Genomic DNA, 16,033 nt, shown 5'->3' with positions numbered 1-16,033 from the left:
AGCGTATTCACGCCTCGATCAGCGAGGTGTCCTCGGCCACCCGCCTGGTGCATGACCTGTCGGAGAAGGTGGTCCACGCCTCCAACGCCTCGATCATCGGCTCCGAGGAACAGAGCATGCGCACCAACAGCGTCGCCGCGGCGATCAACCAGCTGGGCGCCGCCACCCAGGAAATCGCCCGCAACGCCGCCGACGCCTCGCAGCATGCCAGCGGCGCCAGCGACCAGGCCAACGACGGTCGCCAGGTGGTGGACGATGCGATCAACGCCATGACCGCGCTGTCGCAGAAGATCAGCGAGTCGTGCGAGCAGATCGAGGCGCTCAACGCCAGCACCGACGAGATCGGCAAGATCCTCGACGTGATCAAGGGCATCTCCCAGCAGACCAACCTGCTGGCGCTCAACGCCGCCATCGAGGCGGCCCGTGCCGGCGAGGCCGGGCGTGGGTTCGCGGTGGTGGCCGACGAGGTGCGCAACCTGGCCCACCGTACCCAGGAGTCGGCCGAGGAGATCCACCGTATGATCACCAGCCTGCAGGTGGGTTCGCGCGAGGCGGTGTACACCATGAACGAAAGCCAGGTGTCCAGCGAGCAGACCGTGCAGGTGGCCAATCAGGCCGGCGAGCGGCTGGCCAGCGTGACCCAACGCATCGGCGAGATCGACGGCATGAACCAGTCGGTGGCCACCGCCACCGAGGAGCAGAGCGCGGTGGTCGAGAGCCTGAACCTGGACATCACCCAGATCAACAGCCTCAACCAGCAAGGGGTGGAGAACCTCAACGAAACCCTGCGCCATTGCGATGCCCTGAGCCAGCAGGCGGGGCGCTTGAAGCAGCTGGTGGGCAGCTTCAGGATCTAAAAGAGCACACGACTGTTTCTGTAGGAGCGGGCTTGTCCCGCGATCGGCTGCGCAGCAGCCGTAAAACCTGCCACGTCGATAGACCAGGCAGACACAACGCTGCCTGGTTCGCGGCTGCTGCGCAGCCGATCGCGGGGCAAGCCCGCTCCTACAGGGGAAAGCGCGCAGGTCGGTAAGACCATTGATCGGAATCTCAGGCAGCCACTAATAAAAACATATTTTGATGCTTAAATTATTCTTGTCAGTCCAATCCCACCCGAGGGTGCTGCCATGAATCTCAAGATCGCCGCCTTGCTGCTACTGGCCCTGTGCGCCCAGCCAGCCTGGAGCCAAACTTCTGCCCCCGCTGCTTCTCCCACCACCGACTCCGCGGCGCTGACCACGCGCCTGGCCCTGCGCGACCTCTGGGTCGAGCATGTGTTCTGGGTCAGGAACTACGCCATGGCCAACCAGGCGGGTAACCACAAGCAAGCCGAGGTCGCCGCCAAGCAGGTGGTGGGCAATGCCACCACCATCGCCAACAGCATCGCCCCGCTGTACGGCCAGCCCGCCGCCGACCAGTTGCTCAAGCTGCTGGCCGGGCACTGGGGCGCCGTGAAACACTACAGCGACGCGACCGTGGCCAAGGACAAGGCCGGCAAGCAAACGGCCGTCAACGAGCTGTCGAGCAATGCCAAGGCGTTGTCTGCCTTCCTGGCCAAGGCCAACCCCTACCTGCCGGAGCAGACCCTGCTGTCGATGCTCACCGCCCACGGCGGGCATCACCTGTCGCAGATCGACCAGTTCGCCGCCGGTGACTATGCCGGCGAGGCGCAGACCTGGCAGATGATGCGCCAGCATATGCAGGCCTTGGCCGATGCCTTGGCCGGCGCGCTGGTCAAGCAGTTCCCGGACAAGTTCTGAACAAGGAGGCAACCCGATGCTCGAAGGCTTGGGCCGTACTCAGCAGGACCTGCTCAACGCGTTGCTCTACCAGCCTGGAGGCATGAGCATCGACGAGCTGTCGCAGGCCCTGGCGGTCACCCGCACCGCGGTGCGCCAGCACCTGGCGGCGCTGGAGCGTGACGGCCTGGTCCAACGCGGCGCCACCCGGCCTACCGGGCGGCGCCCGGAGCAGCTGCACCAGCTCACCGACCGCGCCCGGGAGCTGTTTCCACGGCAGTATCCGCTATTGGCGAACCTGCTGATCGACCAAGTCGCCGGGCTGATCGGCCAGGACGCGCTGTTGGCGCTGATGCGCAACCTTGGGCGCAAGTTGGCCGAGGACATGGAGCAGAAGGTGGTCGACGAGGCGCGCATCGTCGAGCACATGAACAATGCCGGCTACGAGGCGCAGGTATTCTTTCGGTCGTCCGGCGAGCCTGAGATCGTGGCCCACAACTGCGTGTTCCATCACCTGGCCAAGGCCCACCCGGTGGTCTGCGAGCTGGACCTGGCGTTGATCGGAGCGTTGGGCGGGGGGGAGGCGGTGCACCAGGAGTGCATGTTGCGTGGTGGGGCGGTATGCCGGTTTTCGCTCAAGGCGCCAGGTGAGCCGCAACTCATATGAGGGGCTGCTGTGCAGCCCTTTCGCGGCACAAGGCCGCTTGTATGGTGATACTTGAAGGGGTGGTGGGACGAAAAAGCCGATTCTGACTGTTAGCCGCAGTACAGACCGTGGGAGACATCGCCCCACCCCTTCACCAAAGCGCCGATAAAGAATGCATCGTTTGCAAGCGACGATAGAAGCAAGCCAGCGCCTCTTGGTGAAAACCCCTCCAAGCAGAAAAACCATACGTGGGAGTGTGGCCAATGGCAATGCAGGTAAGCCAATTCATCATTGGTGTGGATGTGGCCAAAGTCGAATTGGTTGTCCATTTCGAAGACCGTGATGAACAGTCCTCGCTGAAAAATACCAAACCCGAAATCAAAAAATGGCTGGGACAACAACCCGCCAATACCGCTATCTGCGTCGAAGCAACGAATACCTACCATCTCGACCTGGTGGAGATGGCTTATGAAAAAGGCTTTGCAGTCTACGTGGTCGATGGCTTCCAGCTCAGTAACTATCGAAAGAGCGTCGGTGGTCGGGTGAAGACGGACGCCTCTGACGCTTATCTACTCTCTCGCTATCTTTCCCGCGAAGGCAGTGGACTACGTCCCTGGAGCCCACCTCCAGCCGTCTACGGCAAGCTCCAGAGCCTTCTGCGTCGCCGCGCCTCGCTGGTCTCGGCACGCACCGCCTTGATGCAAAGCTGGTCCAATGAAAGAAGCCTTGAGACCGTGTTCAAATCCTTTGCCAAGAACATGGAGAAACTCGATGTACTGCTTCAGAAAAAGCTCAAGGAGTTGGTGCGCGAAGCCGGATTAAGCGAGCAGGTCGCCCGCTGCCAAAAGATAGAAGGCATCGGATTTTTGACCGCTGTGGGGTTGGTGACAGCGTTTATCCGGGGGGACTTCAAGAATGGTGATTCATTCATCGCTTTCTTGGGCATGGACTTGCAAATCTCTGACTCCGGGCAAAAAACCGGCCGTCGGCGGCTCACCAAGCGGGGCTGCTCTGAGATACGACGCCTTCTGCACAATGCGGCAATGTCGGCTAGTCGATCAGTGGCCTGGAAAGAGGTGTATGCACACCACAGGAGCAAAGGTAAGGCTACTACCGAGGCCCTGGTGATCTTGGCCAGGAAGCTCGCCAGAGTCGCATTCGCCCTATTGAAGAGTCAGGGCGAATACGTCACCAGAACAGCTAAAAATGCTTGCCCACAACCATAGAATCTCCTACAAAGCCGATAGGAGCGGCCTTGTGCCGCGCAGCGGCCAATCAGAACGCTTTGCTGACCGCGGCCACCACCGTGGCCGAGCAGACGTCCTTGAAGCCGAGGTAGCTGGCACATTCTGCCTGGGACAGGTCGGTGTCGATGTAGCTGAGTGACCAGTCCAGCGACAGCATCGTGCGGCTCAGTTCCACTTCCCATTCGTGGTAGGCGTTGCGGCTGCTGCCGTCGTTGGCGAACCAGCTCGGGTCCTTGTAGTCGTTGCGCCCATAGCGCACCTGAAGGCCGATGTCATGGGGCAGCAGGGTGCCATAGCCGACATAGCTGTAGAGCATCGACTGGTCGCCATTGAAGTCGTCCGAGTAGTTGCCGCCCAGCAGCACACCCCAGGCACGCAGTTCGGCATGGTATTCGCCGTAGTTGAAGTTGCCCTGGCGCGGGTAGACGTACTTGATGTACGAGGTGTCGAGGGTGACATCGTCGCTGATCTGCCAGAAGTAGCCGGCGTAGTAGTCCAGTTCCTGGCGGGTGCGGCTGCCGAAGCCGAAGTCGACGTTGGAGCTCCAGATCCCGGCGTACAGGCCGCTGCTGTGGGCCAGGGTCAGCGAGCCTTGCAGGGCCGGGTCGTTCTGGGTCTGGGAGATGCCGCGGGTACGGTAGTCGCTGAAGATCCCGACCTTGGCTTCGAGGCTGAAGTCGTCGTCGAGGTCGATGGCGTGGGCGAGCGGGGCACAGGCCAGCAGGCCGCCTGCGATGAGGGTGCGTGGGCGCATTCGAGGGTTTCCGTTATTGTTTTTGTGTGGGATATGGCAGGGCGGGCGCTATCGTGGGACAAGCCCGCTCTCATAGAGCAACGCATAACTATTTGGGTTTGCAGGCCCTTTGTGGGAGCGGGCTTGTCCCGCGATTAGGCCGGGCCCGGTATCCCGCCTGGCAAGGGCTTCGCCCTTGATCGCGGGACAAGCCCGCTCCCACAGGGGCCGCGAAGCGATCAGCGCGCGTAGATCTGCTTGCCGGCGAACCAGGTCTGCAGCACCTGGGTGTCACGCAGTGCTTCAGGCTCGACGGTGAGCACGTCGCGGTCGAGGACGATCATGTCCGCCTGCTTGCCGACCTTGAGCGAGCCGACCTGCTGTTCCAGGCGCATGGCCCGCGCGGCATTGAGGGTGTAGGCCTGGAACATGGTTTCGCGGTCGATGGCCTCTTCGGCGTTGAGCACACCCTTGGGGCCCTTGCGGCTGATCGCCTGGTAGATCGCCTTCCACGGCTCCGGCGTGGTGATCGGCCAATCGCTGGCCCCGGCGATGGTCGCACCGTTCTTCAACAGCGACCGGGCCGGGAAGGTATGCATGAAGGCCATGGCGTCGACATACGGCTTGACCAGGTCGAGGTTGTTCTCGTCGGCGCTGGCCCAGTACAGCTGCATCGAAGCGATCACGTCCAGGCCCTTGAAGCGGGCGTATTCCTTCGGGTTGACCATCTGCAAATGGGTGATGGAGTGGGGGATGCCGCTGTGGCGCTCGCGCCGAGCCTGCTCCACACCGTTGAGCGCCTCGCGCACGGCGCGGTCGCCGATGGCGTGCACGTGCACCAGCCAGCCGCGGGCATCGGCGGCGCTGACCAGCTCGCCGAAGTGTTTCGGGTCCAGCAGCAGTTCGCCGTTCTGCCCGGAGTTCTTGTAAGGTTCGAGCATGGCTGCGGTCTGTGCCGGGGCCTCGGCAACGCCGTCGGCGAACACCTTGATGCCCGGCAGGGTGAGGTTTTCTACGCCAAGAAACTGCTGGCGCACCTTGTCCAGCTCGTCCAGGTCGGCAGGGCGCGCCTTGGAGTCGGCCATCAGCAGGGCGGCGACGTGGGCGGTCAGCTTGCCGCGCTCGGAAAGGGCCTTGTAGACTGGCAGCACGCCCAGCGAATCGTTGTTGACGTCGGCCCCTGGCAGTTCGTTGGCCAATGGGTCCATCCAGCCGGTGATGCCCAGCTGCTTGTTGTAGTCCAGGGCCATGCGCCCGGCGGTCATCAGGGTGTCATGGCTCAGCGGCGGCAGCAGGTCGGTCACCGGGTAGTAGCTGGCGTCGGCGAGAAAGCCGTTCGGGGTACCGTCCGGGTGCTGGCCGATGGTGTTGCGTGCCTCGGCGGGCAGCGCCGCGAGGGTCTCGGCATCGATCCCGGCGCGCTCGAGCATGGCCTGGTTGGCCCAGCCGGTGTGCATGTCGTTGGCCGCCAGGAGGATCGGCTGCCCGGCCCATTCGCCATGGTTGAAGCGTTGCTCCAGGGCCGGGATGTCGTCCCAGTAGGTGCCCGGCACGCCACCGACGGAGAGGAATTCGCCACGTACCGCCTTGCCATCCTGGCGCCACTGGCGCAGGCGCTGCTCCAGCTCGTCGAGGGGCAGCTGCTCGCCGGCCAGGTTGGCCAGTTCCAACTGCAGGCCGCCCTTGATGGCGTGGGAGTGGGAGTCGAGCATGCCCGGCATCAGCACCTTGCCGCCCAGGTCGATCACCTGCGTACCGTTGGCCTTCAGGCGCAGCACGGCCTGATCGGAGCCCACCGCGACGATCTTCTCGCCCTCGACCGCCACGGCCTGCTGCAATGGCTGGCCGGGTTCGGCGGTATAGACCTTGGCGTTGTGCAGGATCACGTCGACCGCCGCGAAGCCCGGCAGGGCGGTGCAGGCCAGGCCCGCGCTGATCGCCATCTTCAGGAGCTGCTTCATTCGATGCCTCGTTCTTGTTGTGATGGGGCCGCAGCCTAGCCAAGGCGCAAGGGCGATTAAATGCGACGGCAGGCACAACTTTTTTCGCGCTGGGGAAATAATCCGTCGCCTATGATTGCCGTGGTGCAAAGCCCAGGCATGCCGGTGCCTATTCAAATCGCGCGGCATTTGCCGGTTTGATGAAAAGGCGCAGATACTCGCCGCGCCTTCGCATTGCCTCGCTTGTGCCGAACAGGAAGAAACCATGGACAAAATGACGGCCCTGACCATTTTCGTCGCCGCCGCCGAGCACGGCAGCTTCAGCCGTGCCGCCGAGCAGTTGGGCAAGACCCCCTCGGCCATCACCAAGGCCGTCGCCCACCTGGAAACCGAACTGGGCGTGCGCCTGTTCGAGCGCACCACCCGGCGCATGGCGCTCACCGAAGCCGGCACCCTGTACCTGGAAGGCGCGCGCCAGGCATTGATGCACCTGCAACTGGTGACCGAGGAAGTGGAACAGCTGCAGCACGAGCTGCGGGGCACCTTGCGCATCACCGCGCCGCCGTCGTTCGGCCCGGCGTTTCTCAACCAGGTGTGCTGCCGGTTCATGCGCGAACACCCGCAGGTGCGCCTGGAGGTGAACCTCAACGATGCCAATGAAGACCTGATCGACGGCGGCTACGACCTGTCGCTGCGCGACGGCCCCACCGACCAGCCTGAACTGATCGCCCAGCCGCTGATCGAGAACCGCGTGATCCTCTGTGCCAGCCCCGACTACCTGGCCCGGCGCGGCGACTCGATCACCCTGGAGAACTACGCCCAGCATGACTGGCTGCTGCTGCGTCACCCGTTGCTCAACCGCAGCTACTGGTGGATCGAGCAGGGCGGCCAGACCCTGCGCGTGCGCCAGCCCACGCCCAAGCTGGTCAGCGACAACTTCGACTTCCTGCTGGCCTGCCTGCTCGATGGCCAGGGCCTGCAGTTCGTGCCCACCTGGTGCGCCGCCCCCTACCTGGCCAAGGGCCAACTGGTGGAAGTGCTGCCCGACTACTGGCGGGCCTTGAGCGCGTTCGGGCCCTGGGTGCATGTGCTGTACCTGCCGCACCGGCGCAATACGCGCAAGGTGCAGGCCTTCATCGCCTTGCTGCACGAACACCTGCGGGGGCAGGGCCTGGAGGCGGCTGAGCGGGGCTGAGTTTTTCCGTCTGGGCACAAAAGTTGTGCGGGGTGTGACGATGATCGGCGGGAGGCGGCTCGCTAGGCTAAGGGAGGTCGCCTGATCAGGCATTCCACTCTTTCCCAAACAGCAACGATGCCTTGAGGCCGCTGTACCAGGAGTTCCCCCGCAGTGAAGATCCACACCCTCGTCACCGACATCCGCAACCCCGCCGAGCGCGGTCGCCAGATCGGCGAACGTTTCGCCGAGCAGATCCGCCAGACCACCCAGCTGTACCTGGACTTCTTCCCTCGGGTCGGCGTGTCGCTGCGCGAGGCGCAGCGCATCGGCGAGAACAGCCTGGCAGCCCTGGAAGCCTGGAGCCCGAACCTGGCGGCGGAAGTGATCGGCATGGCCAGTGGTACGGACCTGCCGCTGTGGCAACTGGCGAGCCTGAACGCACGCACCGAGGTACTGGCCGCTCGCACCCGCCACAGCGAATGTTCCACCACCGTGCACGCACCTCGCGGTCCGCGTGCACCGCAGACCCTGCAGACCTGGGACTGGCACGACAGCCTCTGCCCCCATGGCCTGATGCTGGGCCTGCACACCGAGCGCGGCATGCAGGTCAAGCTGTTCTGCGAGTTCGGCATGTTGGCCAAGCTGGGCGTGAACAGCGCAGGTCTGGGCCTGCACTTCAACATCCTGCACCACACCAGCGACAACGACAGCGGCGGGGTGCCGGTGCATGCCATCGCCCGTCGCCTGCTGGAAGATGCGAGCAGCGTCGAGGAAGCCGTGGAGCTGGCGCGTTCGGCGCGGGTCAGCGCTTCGACCGTGCTGACCGTGTTCTCCCGCGAGGACTGCAGCCCACGTGCGGTGAGCATCGAGCTGAGCCCTGAGCGCACCGCGCTGGTGTTGCCACGCGAGGACGGCTGGCTGCTGCACACCAACCATTTCCTCGACCCGCAGCTGAGCCTGGGCGAGCAGGTCGCCGACCGCGCCGACACCCAATGCCGCCTGGGCCACCTGGAACAGGTGATCGGCCAGATGGGCAGCAGCGACCTGCGCGCCCGCGCCGAGGCCATGTGCGGCGCCGAAGGCGACAGCGCACCGATCTGCTTCCACCCGGACATGGCCATGCCGGATACCGAACGCTGGGAAACGCTGCTCAGCGTCGGTATCGACACCGAGCACTGCTTCCTGGACTACGTGGCGGGTACGCCGCTGCAACTGGCCAAGGCCGGCTTCGAACGTTTCTGAGCCAACCCGGTGCCGCTGCCTGCCGTGGGGCGGCACCCGCAAAACGAGAACAACAACAATGCATGCGGAACATTCCCACCCTGCGTCATCCCGGTCTGCGTTGCGGACCTTCTGCGTCTCCGGCCTGGGCACTGCGCTGGAGTTCTATGACTTCATCATCTATGGCACGGCGGCGGCGCTGGTGTTTCCCCAGGTGTTCTTCCCGCAGATGGACCACCTGACCGCGACCCTGGTGGCCTTCAGCGCCTTCGGTGCCGGCTTTTTCGCACGCCCCCTGGGTGGGCTGGTCTTCGGCCACTTCGGTGACCGCATCGGCCGCCAGAAGGTGCTGGTGGCAACCTTGCTGCTCATGGGCCTGAGCACCTTCCTCATCGGCTGCCTGCCCAGCCACGCCAGCATCGGCGTGATGGCGCCGGTCCTGCTGGTGCTGCTGCGCCTGGTCCAGGGTTTTGCCGCGGGCGGCGAGTGGGGTGGTGCCGCGCTGTTCGGCATCGAGTCGGCACCACCAGGCAGGCGAGGGTTATGGGGCAGCTTCACGAGCATGGGCATCGGCGTCGGCGGCATCCTCGGCGCTGCGGTGTTCGCGATCGTCAGCGCGGCCTTCGACGACAACCTGGTGGCCTTTGCCTGGCGCATCCCGTTCTGGCTCGGCGGCACGCTGGTGCTGATCGGCCTGTATGCCCGCCTCAGGGCCCCAGCGCCACTGGCGGCACCTGCCGCCAAGCTGGTACGTGCTCCTCTGGCCGAGGCGCTGCGCCAGCGGCCACGGCAATTGCTGCTGTGCACCGGCATTGCCTTCGGTTACTGCACCATCGCCTATATCGGCAGCACATTCTTCCTGACCTACGCCACCCAGGTGGGCTACGGCAGCACCCAGGCACTGATGTTCGACCTGACCCTGTCGATCGCCATCGTGCTGTCGGCGCCTTTGTTCGGCTATCTGTCCGATCGCTTGGGCCGGCGCACGGTGATGGTGTTCGGTGCATTGGTCATGGCCCTGGGGCTGTTCGCCTTCTTCGCCCTGGTCGGCATGCAGAGCTTTGCCATCGCCCTGTTCGCCTACAGCCTGACCGGCCTGCTGATGGGGGCGACCCAGGGACCGATCCCGGCGTTCCTCGGCGAGCAGTTCCCGCGCAGCATGCGTTACTCAGGGATCTCTGCCAGCTACCAGATCGGTGCGGCGCTGGGCGGTGGTACGGCCTCGAGTATCGCCACGGCGATTCTGATCCTCACCGACCATGACCCGCTGGGCGTGGCGTTGTATGGGGCAGGGGCGCTGGCGCTGGTGGCGGTGTGTTCGTTGATGCTGCGCGAGACGTCGCGGCTGAGCATGGCGCAGATCGACGAGGAGCCTATCGGATGTGCCGAGGACGCGGTGCTGGCTCGGCATTGATGGCCATGGGGCTGCTGCGCAGCCCTTTCGCGGCACAAGGCCGCTCCTACAGGTCTCGCGCTGGCTCGGTAGGAGCGGCCTTGTGCCGCGAAAGGAGTGCGAAGCGCTCCCCGAACCCAGTCTCAGGCCGTGGCGGTGAGCAACGCCTTGGCCTCGGCGAAACATTGCTCGGCAATCGCCGAGCGTGGCTCGCTGCGGCGCAGCAGCAGGCCGACCGGGCTGTGGATGCTGGCATCGACGATCGGCACGATGCGCATGTGGTCGGACAAATCCTCCAGCCCGCAGTCCAGTGGCATGACCGTACAGCACATGCCGGTATTGACGGCCTGGATCAGCTGGAAGGTGGAATCGCTCTCCAGCACTGCAGCCGGCTCCAGGCCGCGGCTACGCAGGCTCAGGTCCAGCGACTGGCGATAGTGCATACCTTTGCTCAGCAGGCCCAGGGGCAGGTCGGCCAAGGCTTCCCAGCGCAGCTCGGGCGTGTCGAAGCTGAAATAGCGGGTGTCGTGCAGCAGGCCCATGGTGGTGGTGCCCAGCTCGATCACTTCGAAGAAGCTGGCATTGACTTGGTCCAGGTAGCAGATACCAAGGTCCAGCTGGTTGCGGCTGAGCCCATCGATGATCTGCTCGGAGCTCAGCGAACTGAGTTGAAAGTGCAGCTCCGGAAACGTCTCGCGCAGCGGCAGCAAAAGCTGCATAGGGTTGAAGCTGGCCAGCGGCACGGTGCCCAGGCGTAGGCTGCCGACCACCTGGCCGCGGCAGCTGGCGGCCTCGGCCTGCAACCCATCGTGGGCGGCGAGCAAGGTGCGGGCCCAGGCCAGGATGCGCTCGCCGGCCTCGGTGAAGCCTTCGAAGCGCTGGCCACGCTTGACCAGCACCAGGTCCAGTTCGTCCTCCAGGTTGCGCAGGCGCATGGACAGGGTCGGCTGGGTGATATGGCACAGCGCTGCGGCCTGGCCGAAGTGACGGGTCTGGTCGAGGGCGATGAGGAACTTGAGCTGCTTGATGTCCATGGTACGGCCTGGTGGAAGCGGGATGGGCTGACCTTAACCAAGTCTTCCGGCGCTGGCCAATGCTTAATGCGTTCGGGGCAAGCGTGCCTCAGCACTTCCTGGTAGAACAGGTCAACTATTCAATTGTTTGTTTTTCGTTGATTTGTTGTCAAAAGTTTTCTCGCTGTTTAATTTCCGGTTGTTTTTGTTTGTTGATTGTTTCCTTGTGTAGGAACTTTCCTGCTTTTATTAAAACTTTGAAATGAAATATAAGTTGGTTGCGCTTGGATATTCGCGTGATAAAAATAGAGGGCGTTTTCATTGCCTCTTTCACGGTCGAGTAGAGTAAAGTGCAAATGGACTTAGAACGGGTGTTTTCGCCTCAACACCGCCGACTGATCAAACTGACCACGCCCCTCGATGGCGAGCAGGCCTTGCTGCTCGAGCGTTTCAGCGGCAACGAAGGGCTGTGCACGCTGTCCGGTTTCGAGTTGTGGTTACTCAGTCAGGACGCCTGCATCGAACTCAAGTCGCTGATCGGCCAGCCGGCGAAGTTGGAAATAGAACTGGTCGGCGGCGGCACCCGTTATATCCATGGCCATATCACTGCGTTCAGTCTGCAAGGCAGCGATGGTGGGCTGGCCTACTACCAGGCGAAGTTGCAGCCTTGGCTGTGGATGCTGACGCGGCGCATCGACTCGCGCATCTTCCAGGGCCAAACCGTGGAAACGGTGATCGGCACAGTCCTGGCCCACTACGGGGCTTTGGCACGCTTCGAGTTCCGCCTGTATCACGCCCTCGAGCCCCACAGCTACCTCACCCAATACCGTGAAACGGACCTTGCCTTCGTGATGCGCTTGATGGAGCAGGAGGGGTTGGTCTTCTATTTCGAGCATACCGCCGACGGCCATACCCTGATCATCACCGACTGCTCCCAGATGCTGGGGCCGCTGGCCGAGCAACCGCAGGTCCGTTACCACAGTGCCTGCGTCACCGAGCCCACCGATTCGATCACCCAATGGCACAGCCAACGGGAACTGCAGCCGGGCAGGATGGCCCTGCAGACCTTCGACTACAAGCAACCTCGCAATCGGCTGCCTATCCAGATGGACACCTTGAACGAGCAGGGTAACTGCGGGCGTTACGAGGTCTATGAGTTCCTGGGCGCCCGCAGTCACCGCACCGTGGACGAAGGCAACCTGCTGGTGCGCAACCGCCTGGAGGCCATCGAAGCCCAGGCCAAGACCTTTCGCGGCAGCAGCACCTGCCGGGCCATGCGCCCAGGCTACACCTTCGAGTTGACCGGGCATTTCGACCACGACCGCGAGGCGCAGGCCGAGCGCGAGTTCCTGCTGCTGTCGGTGGTGCATCGCGGCTGTAACAACTACCTGACGGACCAGCCTGCCGACTACCACAACGATTTCGTCTGTATCCGCAAGAAAATCCCTTACCGGCCCCCCCTCAGCGTGCCGCGCCCCACCATCAACGGGCCGCTCAGCGCCATCGTGGTGGGCCCGGAGGGCGAAGAGGTGTTCACCGATGAGCTGGCGCGGGTCCAGGTCCGCTTTCCCTGGCAGCGAGGTGACAGCCTGCCGGAGGGTACCACCTGGCTGAGGGTGGCGATGCCCAGCGCCGGCAGTGGTTTCGGTCACCAGTTCGTGCCACGCATCGGCCAGGAGGTGCTGGTTTCGTTCATGGCCGGTGACATCGATCGGCCAGTGGTCACGGCGGCGTTGTACAACGTCGACCAGGTTCCGCCGCGCTTCAGCAAGACCGTTGGCCTGCCGGGCAACCGGGCGTTGTCGGGTATCCGCACTCAGGAGCACAAGGGGCGCGGCTTCAACGAGTTGCTCTTCGATGACACGTCGGGCGCAGTGCGCACCCGCCTGGCCAGTACCCACCAGGCCACCGCGTTGAACCTGGGTAAGCTCACCACGCCGCGCACCGACGGGCGTGCCCAGCCCCGTGGCAGCGGTGCCGAGTTGCGCACCGATGCCGCCATCGCCCTGCGTGCCGCCCAAGGCATGCTGCTGACCACCTATGCGCGCCGCGACGCCACGGGGGCGCAACTGGACCGCCAGGAGCTGCTGCAACTGCTGGCTGAATGTGGCGAGCTGTTCAGGGCCTTGGGCCAGACTGCTGCGGCGCGCGGTGGCGAGGCGGTGGACAGCCAAGGGAGCGATGCCGTGCGCCAGGCCCTGGCGCAATGGCCGGCTGCGGACAGCGACGCGACGGGCGATCCGTTGTTGGCGCTGGCTGGCGAGGCCGGGATCGCCAGCGCGACCCCGCGTTCGCAGCTGCACTACGCCGGCGGGAACCATGACACCACTGCCCAGGACAACCTGCAGCTCACCAGTGGCGGCGCCATGCGCCTGCAAGCCGGCCAGGGAATCAGCGCCTTCGCTCAGGACGGCGGCATCAGCGCCATTGCCAACCGCGGCAAGGTGCAGGTCCAGGCCCAGGACGACGACATCGCCCTCGATGCACAAAAGAACCTGCGCTTCTCGGCCGTTGAAGGCGAGGTCGTGGTCACCGCGCCCACCATCCGCCTGGTGGCGGACGACGGCAGCTACATCAAGATCGGGGGCGGCATCGAGATCGGTACCCAGGGCAAGGTCACGGTGAAGGCCAGCGAGCATGACTGGACCGGCCCCGGCACCGATGCTGCCCAAGCCCCGGTCTTCAGCCGCGACCCGGCGGCCCAGCGCCTGCTGTTCCACTACGCGGGGCATGCCGAGGACAGTGTCCGCCTGGCAGCCAGCCACGCCTACCGGATCACGCTGGAGGACGGCAGCACCGTGCAGGGCCGTACCGACGCCAGCGGCCGGACCGAGCGCGTCGAGCGCGACCAGATGCACCAGGCCCAGGTGGCTGCGCTACGTGACAACGGCTCGAAAGGAGGCGCGCAATGAAGGGGGCCGAGCACTGTGTCGTAGCGGGGTGCAAGACACGCCTGATCCCCAACGCGAATACCGATCGCAGCCTGGAGGTGCCCGCCGACCTGCCGGGGGTGGTGATCTTCTTGCACGGGGTGAACGACCCGGGGGCTTCGTACGAGTCGGTGGAGGAGGGATTGTGCCAAGGGGTCAACGAGCGCCTGGATCGGCCGGATCTGAAGGCGGGGCGGTATGGGACCGTTTACCAAAAGGCCATGAAGCGCGCTCCCGAGGAGCGCGATACCGATGACAAGACCGCGCTCGACGATCCCGATACGTATCTCTACAAGCGCGACACGGACGACCCCAAGACCCGTAGCCTGATGATCCCGTTCTACTGGGGATATCGCGCTGCACCGGAGGAGATAAAACGGGACGAGGAGAACAATCCCGTCAAGCTGCGTGATCAGTACCAGGACGTGTTCGAAAACCGGCTGGACAGGCATTTCGCCAAGGGCGGCGGTTTCTTCGCGAACGCCACCAACAATCTGCTGGAAATGTATGGCAAGGGGTTCGATGCCTTCAAGCGTCAAGGGGCGCAACTTGCCTTGCCCAATACCTTGTTCATGGGCAGGGGCCCTCATCGTCGTTATTTCGTGCTGGCTGCCACCCGTCTGGCCATGCTCGTCAGCGAGATCCGGCGTGTATCGCCCGACGAGACCATCACCATCATCGGGCACAGCCAAGGGACCCTGATCACCCTGCTGGCCCAGGCCATGCTGGTGGACAAAGGCCAGCGCTGCGCGGACACGTTGATCATGGTGGATACGCCGTACAGCGTGCTGCCGAACGTGACGCCCAAGCACCACGACACGCTGTCCACCTTGCTGCGTATCGTCAAGGCGGTCACCGCCACGCCTCACCCCGAACCGCCCTTACCTGCATTGCGCGATCCCCAGACCTACGGCGGCCGCACCGGCCCCCGTTGGTCGCCGACCCAAGGTTCACGCAAGGACAAGGTCGGCAACCTCACCGTTTTCCCCGAGCGGGACAACCGCGGCAAGGTGTACCTGTATTTCTGCCCGGAAGACACCACCGTGGCCCTGGATGACGTAAAGGGCATCGGCACCTACGGCGTGCCGGACACCCTGCCGGACGGGACGCCCGCGATGCAGGCATTGCACCCGTTGCGCTTCTACCAGCGGCTGTGGACCAAGCGCCATCGCAACGGCAAGCCGGTACGGGTGGGGGAAGCCGCCGGGCCGGACAAGCTGCGCGCCAAGGGTGAGCACCGCTATCCAGGAAACAACCTGTTCGTGGGCTTTGCCTCCCAGGGGGGCATGGCCGTGGGCGAAGAGCGCCTGATCAATGGCGAGCCGCTGAATCCACCCCATGCACCGCACATGTTCGGAGGTGAGGCGCAACCCGGCTCACCTGAACAATCCGGACTCGACAGGCCGGACGACGTGAGCATCAGCAATGCCCTGGGTAATCCGGTGGCCCGTTTCCAGTGGCGGAAGATCGCTTCGGTGCCGGCACGGATCGACCTGGAAAAAGCCCGCGCTGCCTGGAACAAAGGCAAGGAAGCTGGCGACCAGACCGGCGCCCTCAAGCAAGAGCGCAAATACGGTAACTGGAAGCTGGGCACACCGGATTATTTCGACATTCTGCGAGAGGAAACACCCAACGAAATCCGAGCACGGATGAGGGTCGAGCTCGATGTGCTGGAAAAAAATAGTTACCACTCAGCCGTGTTGCGTAGTCCGGAAAATCATCGGTGGGTGACGGCGATGGATATTGCGATTGGACAGGCGCATTGCCTGGATGATCCGGAGTTGCGGGAGGTGTTGGTGGCGATTGCGGATTGGAAAATGAATGATAAAGCGTACTTCCGAATTCGTCAGTTGCCTGGTTGGTCCCGTATTAGCGATGAGGCTCGGAAGTTTGTGGAGGCTAGCTATGGCTATTATGAGGAAGGATTTTTTCCTTCTGAGGTTGTGCCATTAGTTCTGCCCTCTTTAGTTTCTGATTTTGACAAGCGGTAGAGA

At 63.8% G+C, this 16,033-nt stretch carries 12 protein-coding genes; 9 read left to right on the top strand and 3 right to left on the bottom strand.

Features of this window, described 5'->3' with window-relative positions:
* Positions 1 to 116: 116 nt before the first annotated feature.
* The 4 genes from K8374_RS26505 to K8374_RS17310 all read left to right on the top strand — a co-directional run bounded on the left by K8374_RS26505 (position 117) and on the right by K8374_RS17310 (position 3,611).
* Entirely contained in the window at positions 117 to 857 is a 741-nt protein-coding gene (locus K8374_RS26505) for a methyl-accepting chemotaxis protein (protein ID WP_411969651.1), read from the top strand.
* A gap of 270 nt (positions 858 to 1,127) precedes the next feature.
* Positions 1,128 to 1,760 (top strand): hypothetical protein, encoded by a 633-nt coding sequence (locus K8374_RS17320; protein ID WP_224456535.1) that lies wholly within the window; start codon positions 1,128 to 1,130, stop codon positions 1,758 to 1,760.
* A gap of 16 nt (positions 1,761 to 1,776) precedes the next feature.
* On the top strand, positions 1,777 to 2,406 hold the full coding sequence (locus K8374_RS17315; RefSeq protein WP_224456534.1) for a helix-turn-helix transcriptional regulator: 630 nt from the start codon (positions 1,777 to 1,779) through the stop codon (positions 2,404 to 2,406).
* A 242-nt stretch (positions 2,407 to 2,648) separates the two neighbouring features.
* Positions 2,649 to 3,611, top strand: coding sequence for an IS110 family transposase (locus K8374_RS17310; RefSeq protein WP_224455813.1), 963 nt, complete (start codon positions 2,649 to 2,651; stop codon positions 3,609 to 3,611).
* 49 nt (positions 3,612 to 3,660) lie between these two features.
* Here K8374_RS17310 and K8374_RS17305 read toward each other — a convergent pair whose 3' ends face one another.
* Positions 3,661 to 4,386 carry a TorF family putative porin gene (locus K8374_RS17305; protein WP_224456533.1) on the bottom strand — a complete coding sequence of 242 codons (726 nt, stop codon included), beginning with the start codon at positions 4,384 to 4,386 and terminating at the stop codon, positions 3,661 to 3,663.
* A 218-nt stretch (positions 4,387 to 4,604) separates the two neighbouring features.
* On the bottom strand, positions 4,605 to 6,326 hold the full coding sequence (locus K8374_RS17300) for an amidohydrolase (protein WP_224456532.1): 1,722 nt from the start codon (positions 6,324 to 6,326) through the stop codon (positions 4,605 to 4,607).
* Between the two features lie 244 nt (positions 6,327 to 6,570).
* Here K8374_RS17300 and K8374_RS17295 point away from each other — a divergent pair, with 244 nt between their 5' ends.
* From K8374_RS17295 to K8374_RS17285, 3 genes are all read left to right on the top strand, one after another.
* Positions 6,571 to 7,500 carry a LysR family transcriptional regulator gene (locus K8374_RS17295; RefSeq protein WP_224456531.1) on the top strand — a complete coding sequence of 310 codons (930 nt, stop codon included), beginning with the start codon at positions 6,571 to 6,573 and terminating at the stop codon, positions 7,498 to 7,500.
* 153 nt (positions 7,501 to 7,653) lie between these two features.
* Positions 7,654 to 8,724, top strand: a complete 1,071-nt coding sequence (locus K8374_RS17290; protein ID WP_224456530.1) for a C45 family autoproteolytic acyltransferase/hydolase — start codon at positions 7,654 to 7,656, stop codon at positions 8,722 to 8,724.
* A gap of 58 nt (positions 8,725 to 8,782) precedes the next feature.
* Positions 8,783 to 10,117, top strand: a complete 1,335-nt coding sequence (locus K8374_RS17285; RefSeq protein WP_224456529.1) for an MFS transporter — start codon at positions 8,783 to 8,785, stop codon at positions 10,115 to 10,117.
* A gap of 122 nt (positions 10,118 to 10,239) precedes the next feature.
* Here K8374_RS17285 and K8374_RS17280 read toward each other — a convergent pair whose 3' ends face one another.
* The gene (locus tag K8374_RS17280) at positions 10,240 to 11,130 is read right to left on the bottom strand and encodes a LysR family transcriptional regulator (RefSeq protein ID WP_224456528.1); all 891 of its coding nucleotides are present in this window, start codon (positions 11,128 to 11,130) and stop codon (positions 10,240 to 10,242) included.
* A 335-nt stretch (positions 11,131 to 11,465) separates the two neighbouring features.
* Between K8374_RS17280 and K8374_RS17275 the strand changes: the two genes are divergently transcribed.
* Both K8374_RS17275 and K8374_RS17270 read left to right on the top strand, forming a co-directional pair.
* Positions 11,466 to 14,021: a type VI secretion system Vgr family protein gene (locus tag K8374_RS17275; protein ID WP_411969547.1), complete on the top strand. Its 2,556-nt coding sequence runs from the start codon at positions 11,466 to 11,468 to the stop codon at positions 14,019 to 14,021.
* Positions 14,018 to 16,030: a DUF3274 domain-containing protein gene (locus tag K8374_RS17270; RefSeq protein WP_224456526.1), complete on the top strand. Its 2,013-nt coding sequence runs from the start codon at positions 14,018 to 14,020 to the stop codon at positions 16,028 to 16,030. The genes K8374_RS17275 and K8374_RS17270 overlap by 4 nt, the downstream gene beginning before the upstream one ends.
* The last annotated feature ends 3 nt before the right edge of the window (positions 16,031 to 16,033 follow it).

It is taken from the genome of Pseudomonas sp. p1(2021b) (genome assembly GCF_020151015.1).
Taxonomy (GTDB): Bacteria; Pseudomonadota; Gammaproteobacteria; order Pseudomonadales; family Pseudomonadaceae; genus Aquipseudomonas; species Aquipseudomonas putida_K.
Note: the sequence above shows the minus strand (reverse complement) of the source record. Positions and strands in the feature narration are given on the sequence as shown.

What these genes read in the sequence shown, in the direction of transcription:
- K8374_RS17300 (WP_224456532.1), bottom strand. Translation starts at nt 6,326, where the DNA reads ATGAAGCAGCTCCTGAAGATGGCGATCAGCGCGGGCCTGGCCTGCACC.
- K8374_RS17315 (WP_224456534.1), top strand. Translation starts at nt 1,777, where the DNA reads ATGCTCGAAGGCTTGGGCCGTACTCAGCAGGACCTGCTCAACGCGTTG.
- K8374_RS26505 (WP_411969651.1), top strand. Translation starts at nt 117, where the DNA reads ATGCGCACCAACAGCGTCGCCGCGGCGATCAACCAGCTGGGCGCCGCC.
- K8374_RS17305 (WP_224456533.1), bottom strand. Translation starts at nt 4,386, where the DNA reads ATGCGCCCACGCACCCTCATCGCAGGCGGCCTGCTGGCCTGTGCCCCG.
- K8374_RS17310 (WP_224455813.1), top strand. Translation starts at nt 2,649, where the DNA reads ATGGCAATGCAGGTAAGCCAATTCATCATTGGTGTGGATGTGGCCAAA.
- K8374_RS17285 (WP_224456529.1), top strand. Translation starts at nt 8,783, where the DNA reads ATGCATGCGGAACATTCCCACCCTGCGTCATCCCGGTCTGCGTTGCGG.
- K8374_RS17320 (WP_224456535.1), top strand. Translation starts at nt 1,128, where the DNA reads ATGAATCTCAAGATCGCCGCCTTGCTGCTACTGGCCCTGTGCGCCCAG.
- K8374_RS17275 (WP_411969547.1), top strand. Translation starts at nt 11,466, where the DNA reads ATGGACTTAGAACGGGTGTTTTCGCCTCAACACCGCCGACTGATCAAA.
- K8374_RS17270 (WP_224456526.1), top strand. Translation starts at nt 14,018, where the DNA reads ATGAAGGGGGCCGAGCACTGTGTCGTAGCGGGGTGCAAGACACGCCTG.
- K8374_RS17295 (WP_224456531.1), top strand. Translation starts at nt 6,571, where the DNA reads ATGGACAAAATGACGGCCCTGACCATTTTCGTCGCCGCCGCCGAGCAC.
- K8374_RS17280 (WP_224456528.1), bottom strand. Translation starts at nt 11,130, where the DNA reads ATGGACATCAAGCAGCTCAAGTTCCTCATCGCCCTCGACCAGACCCGT.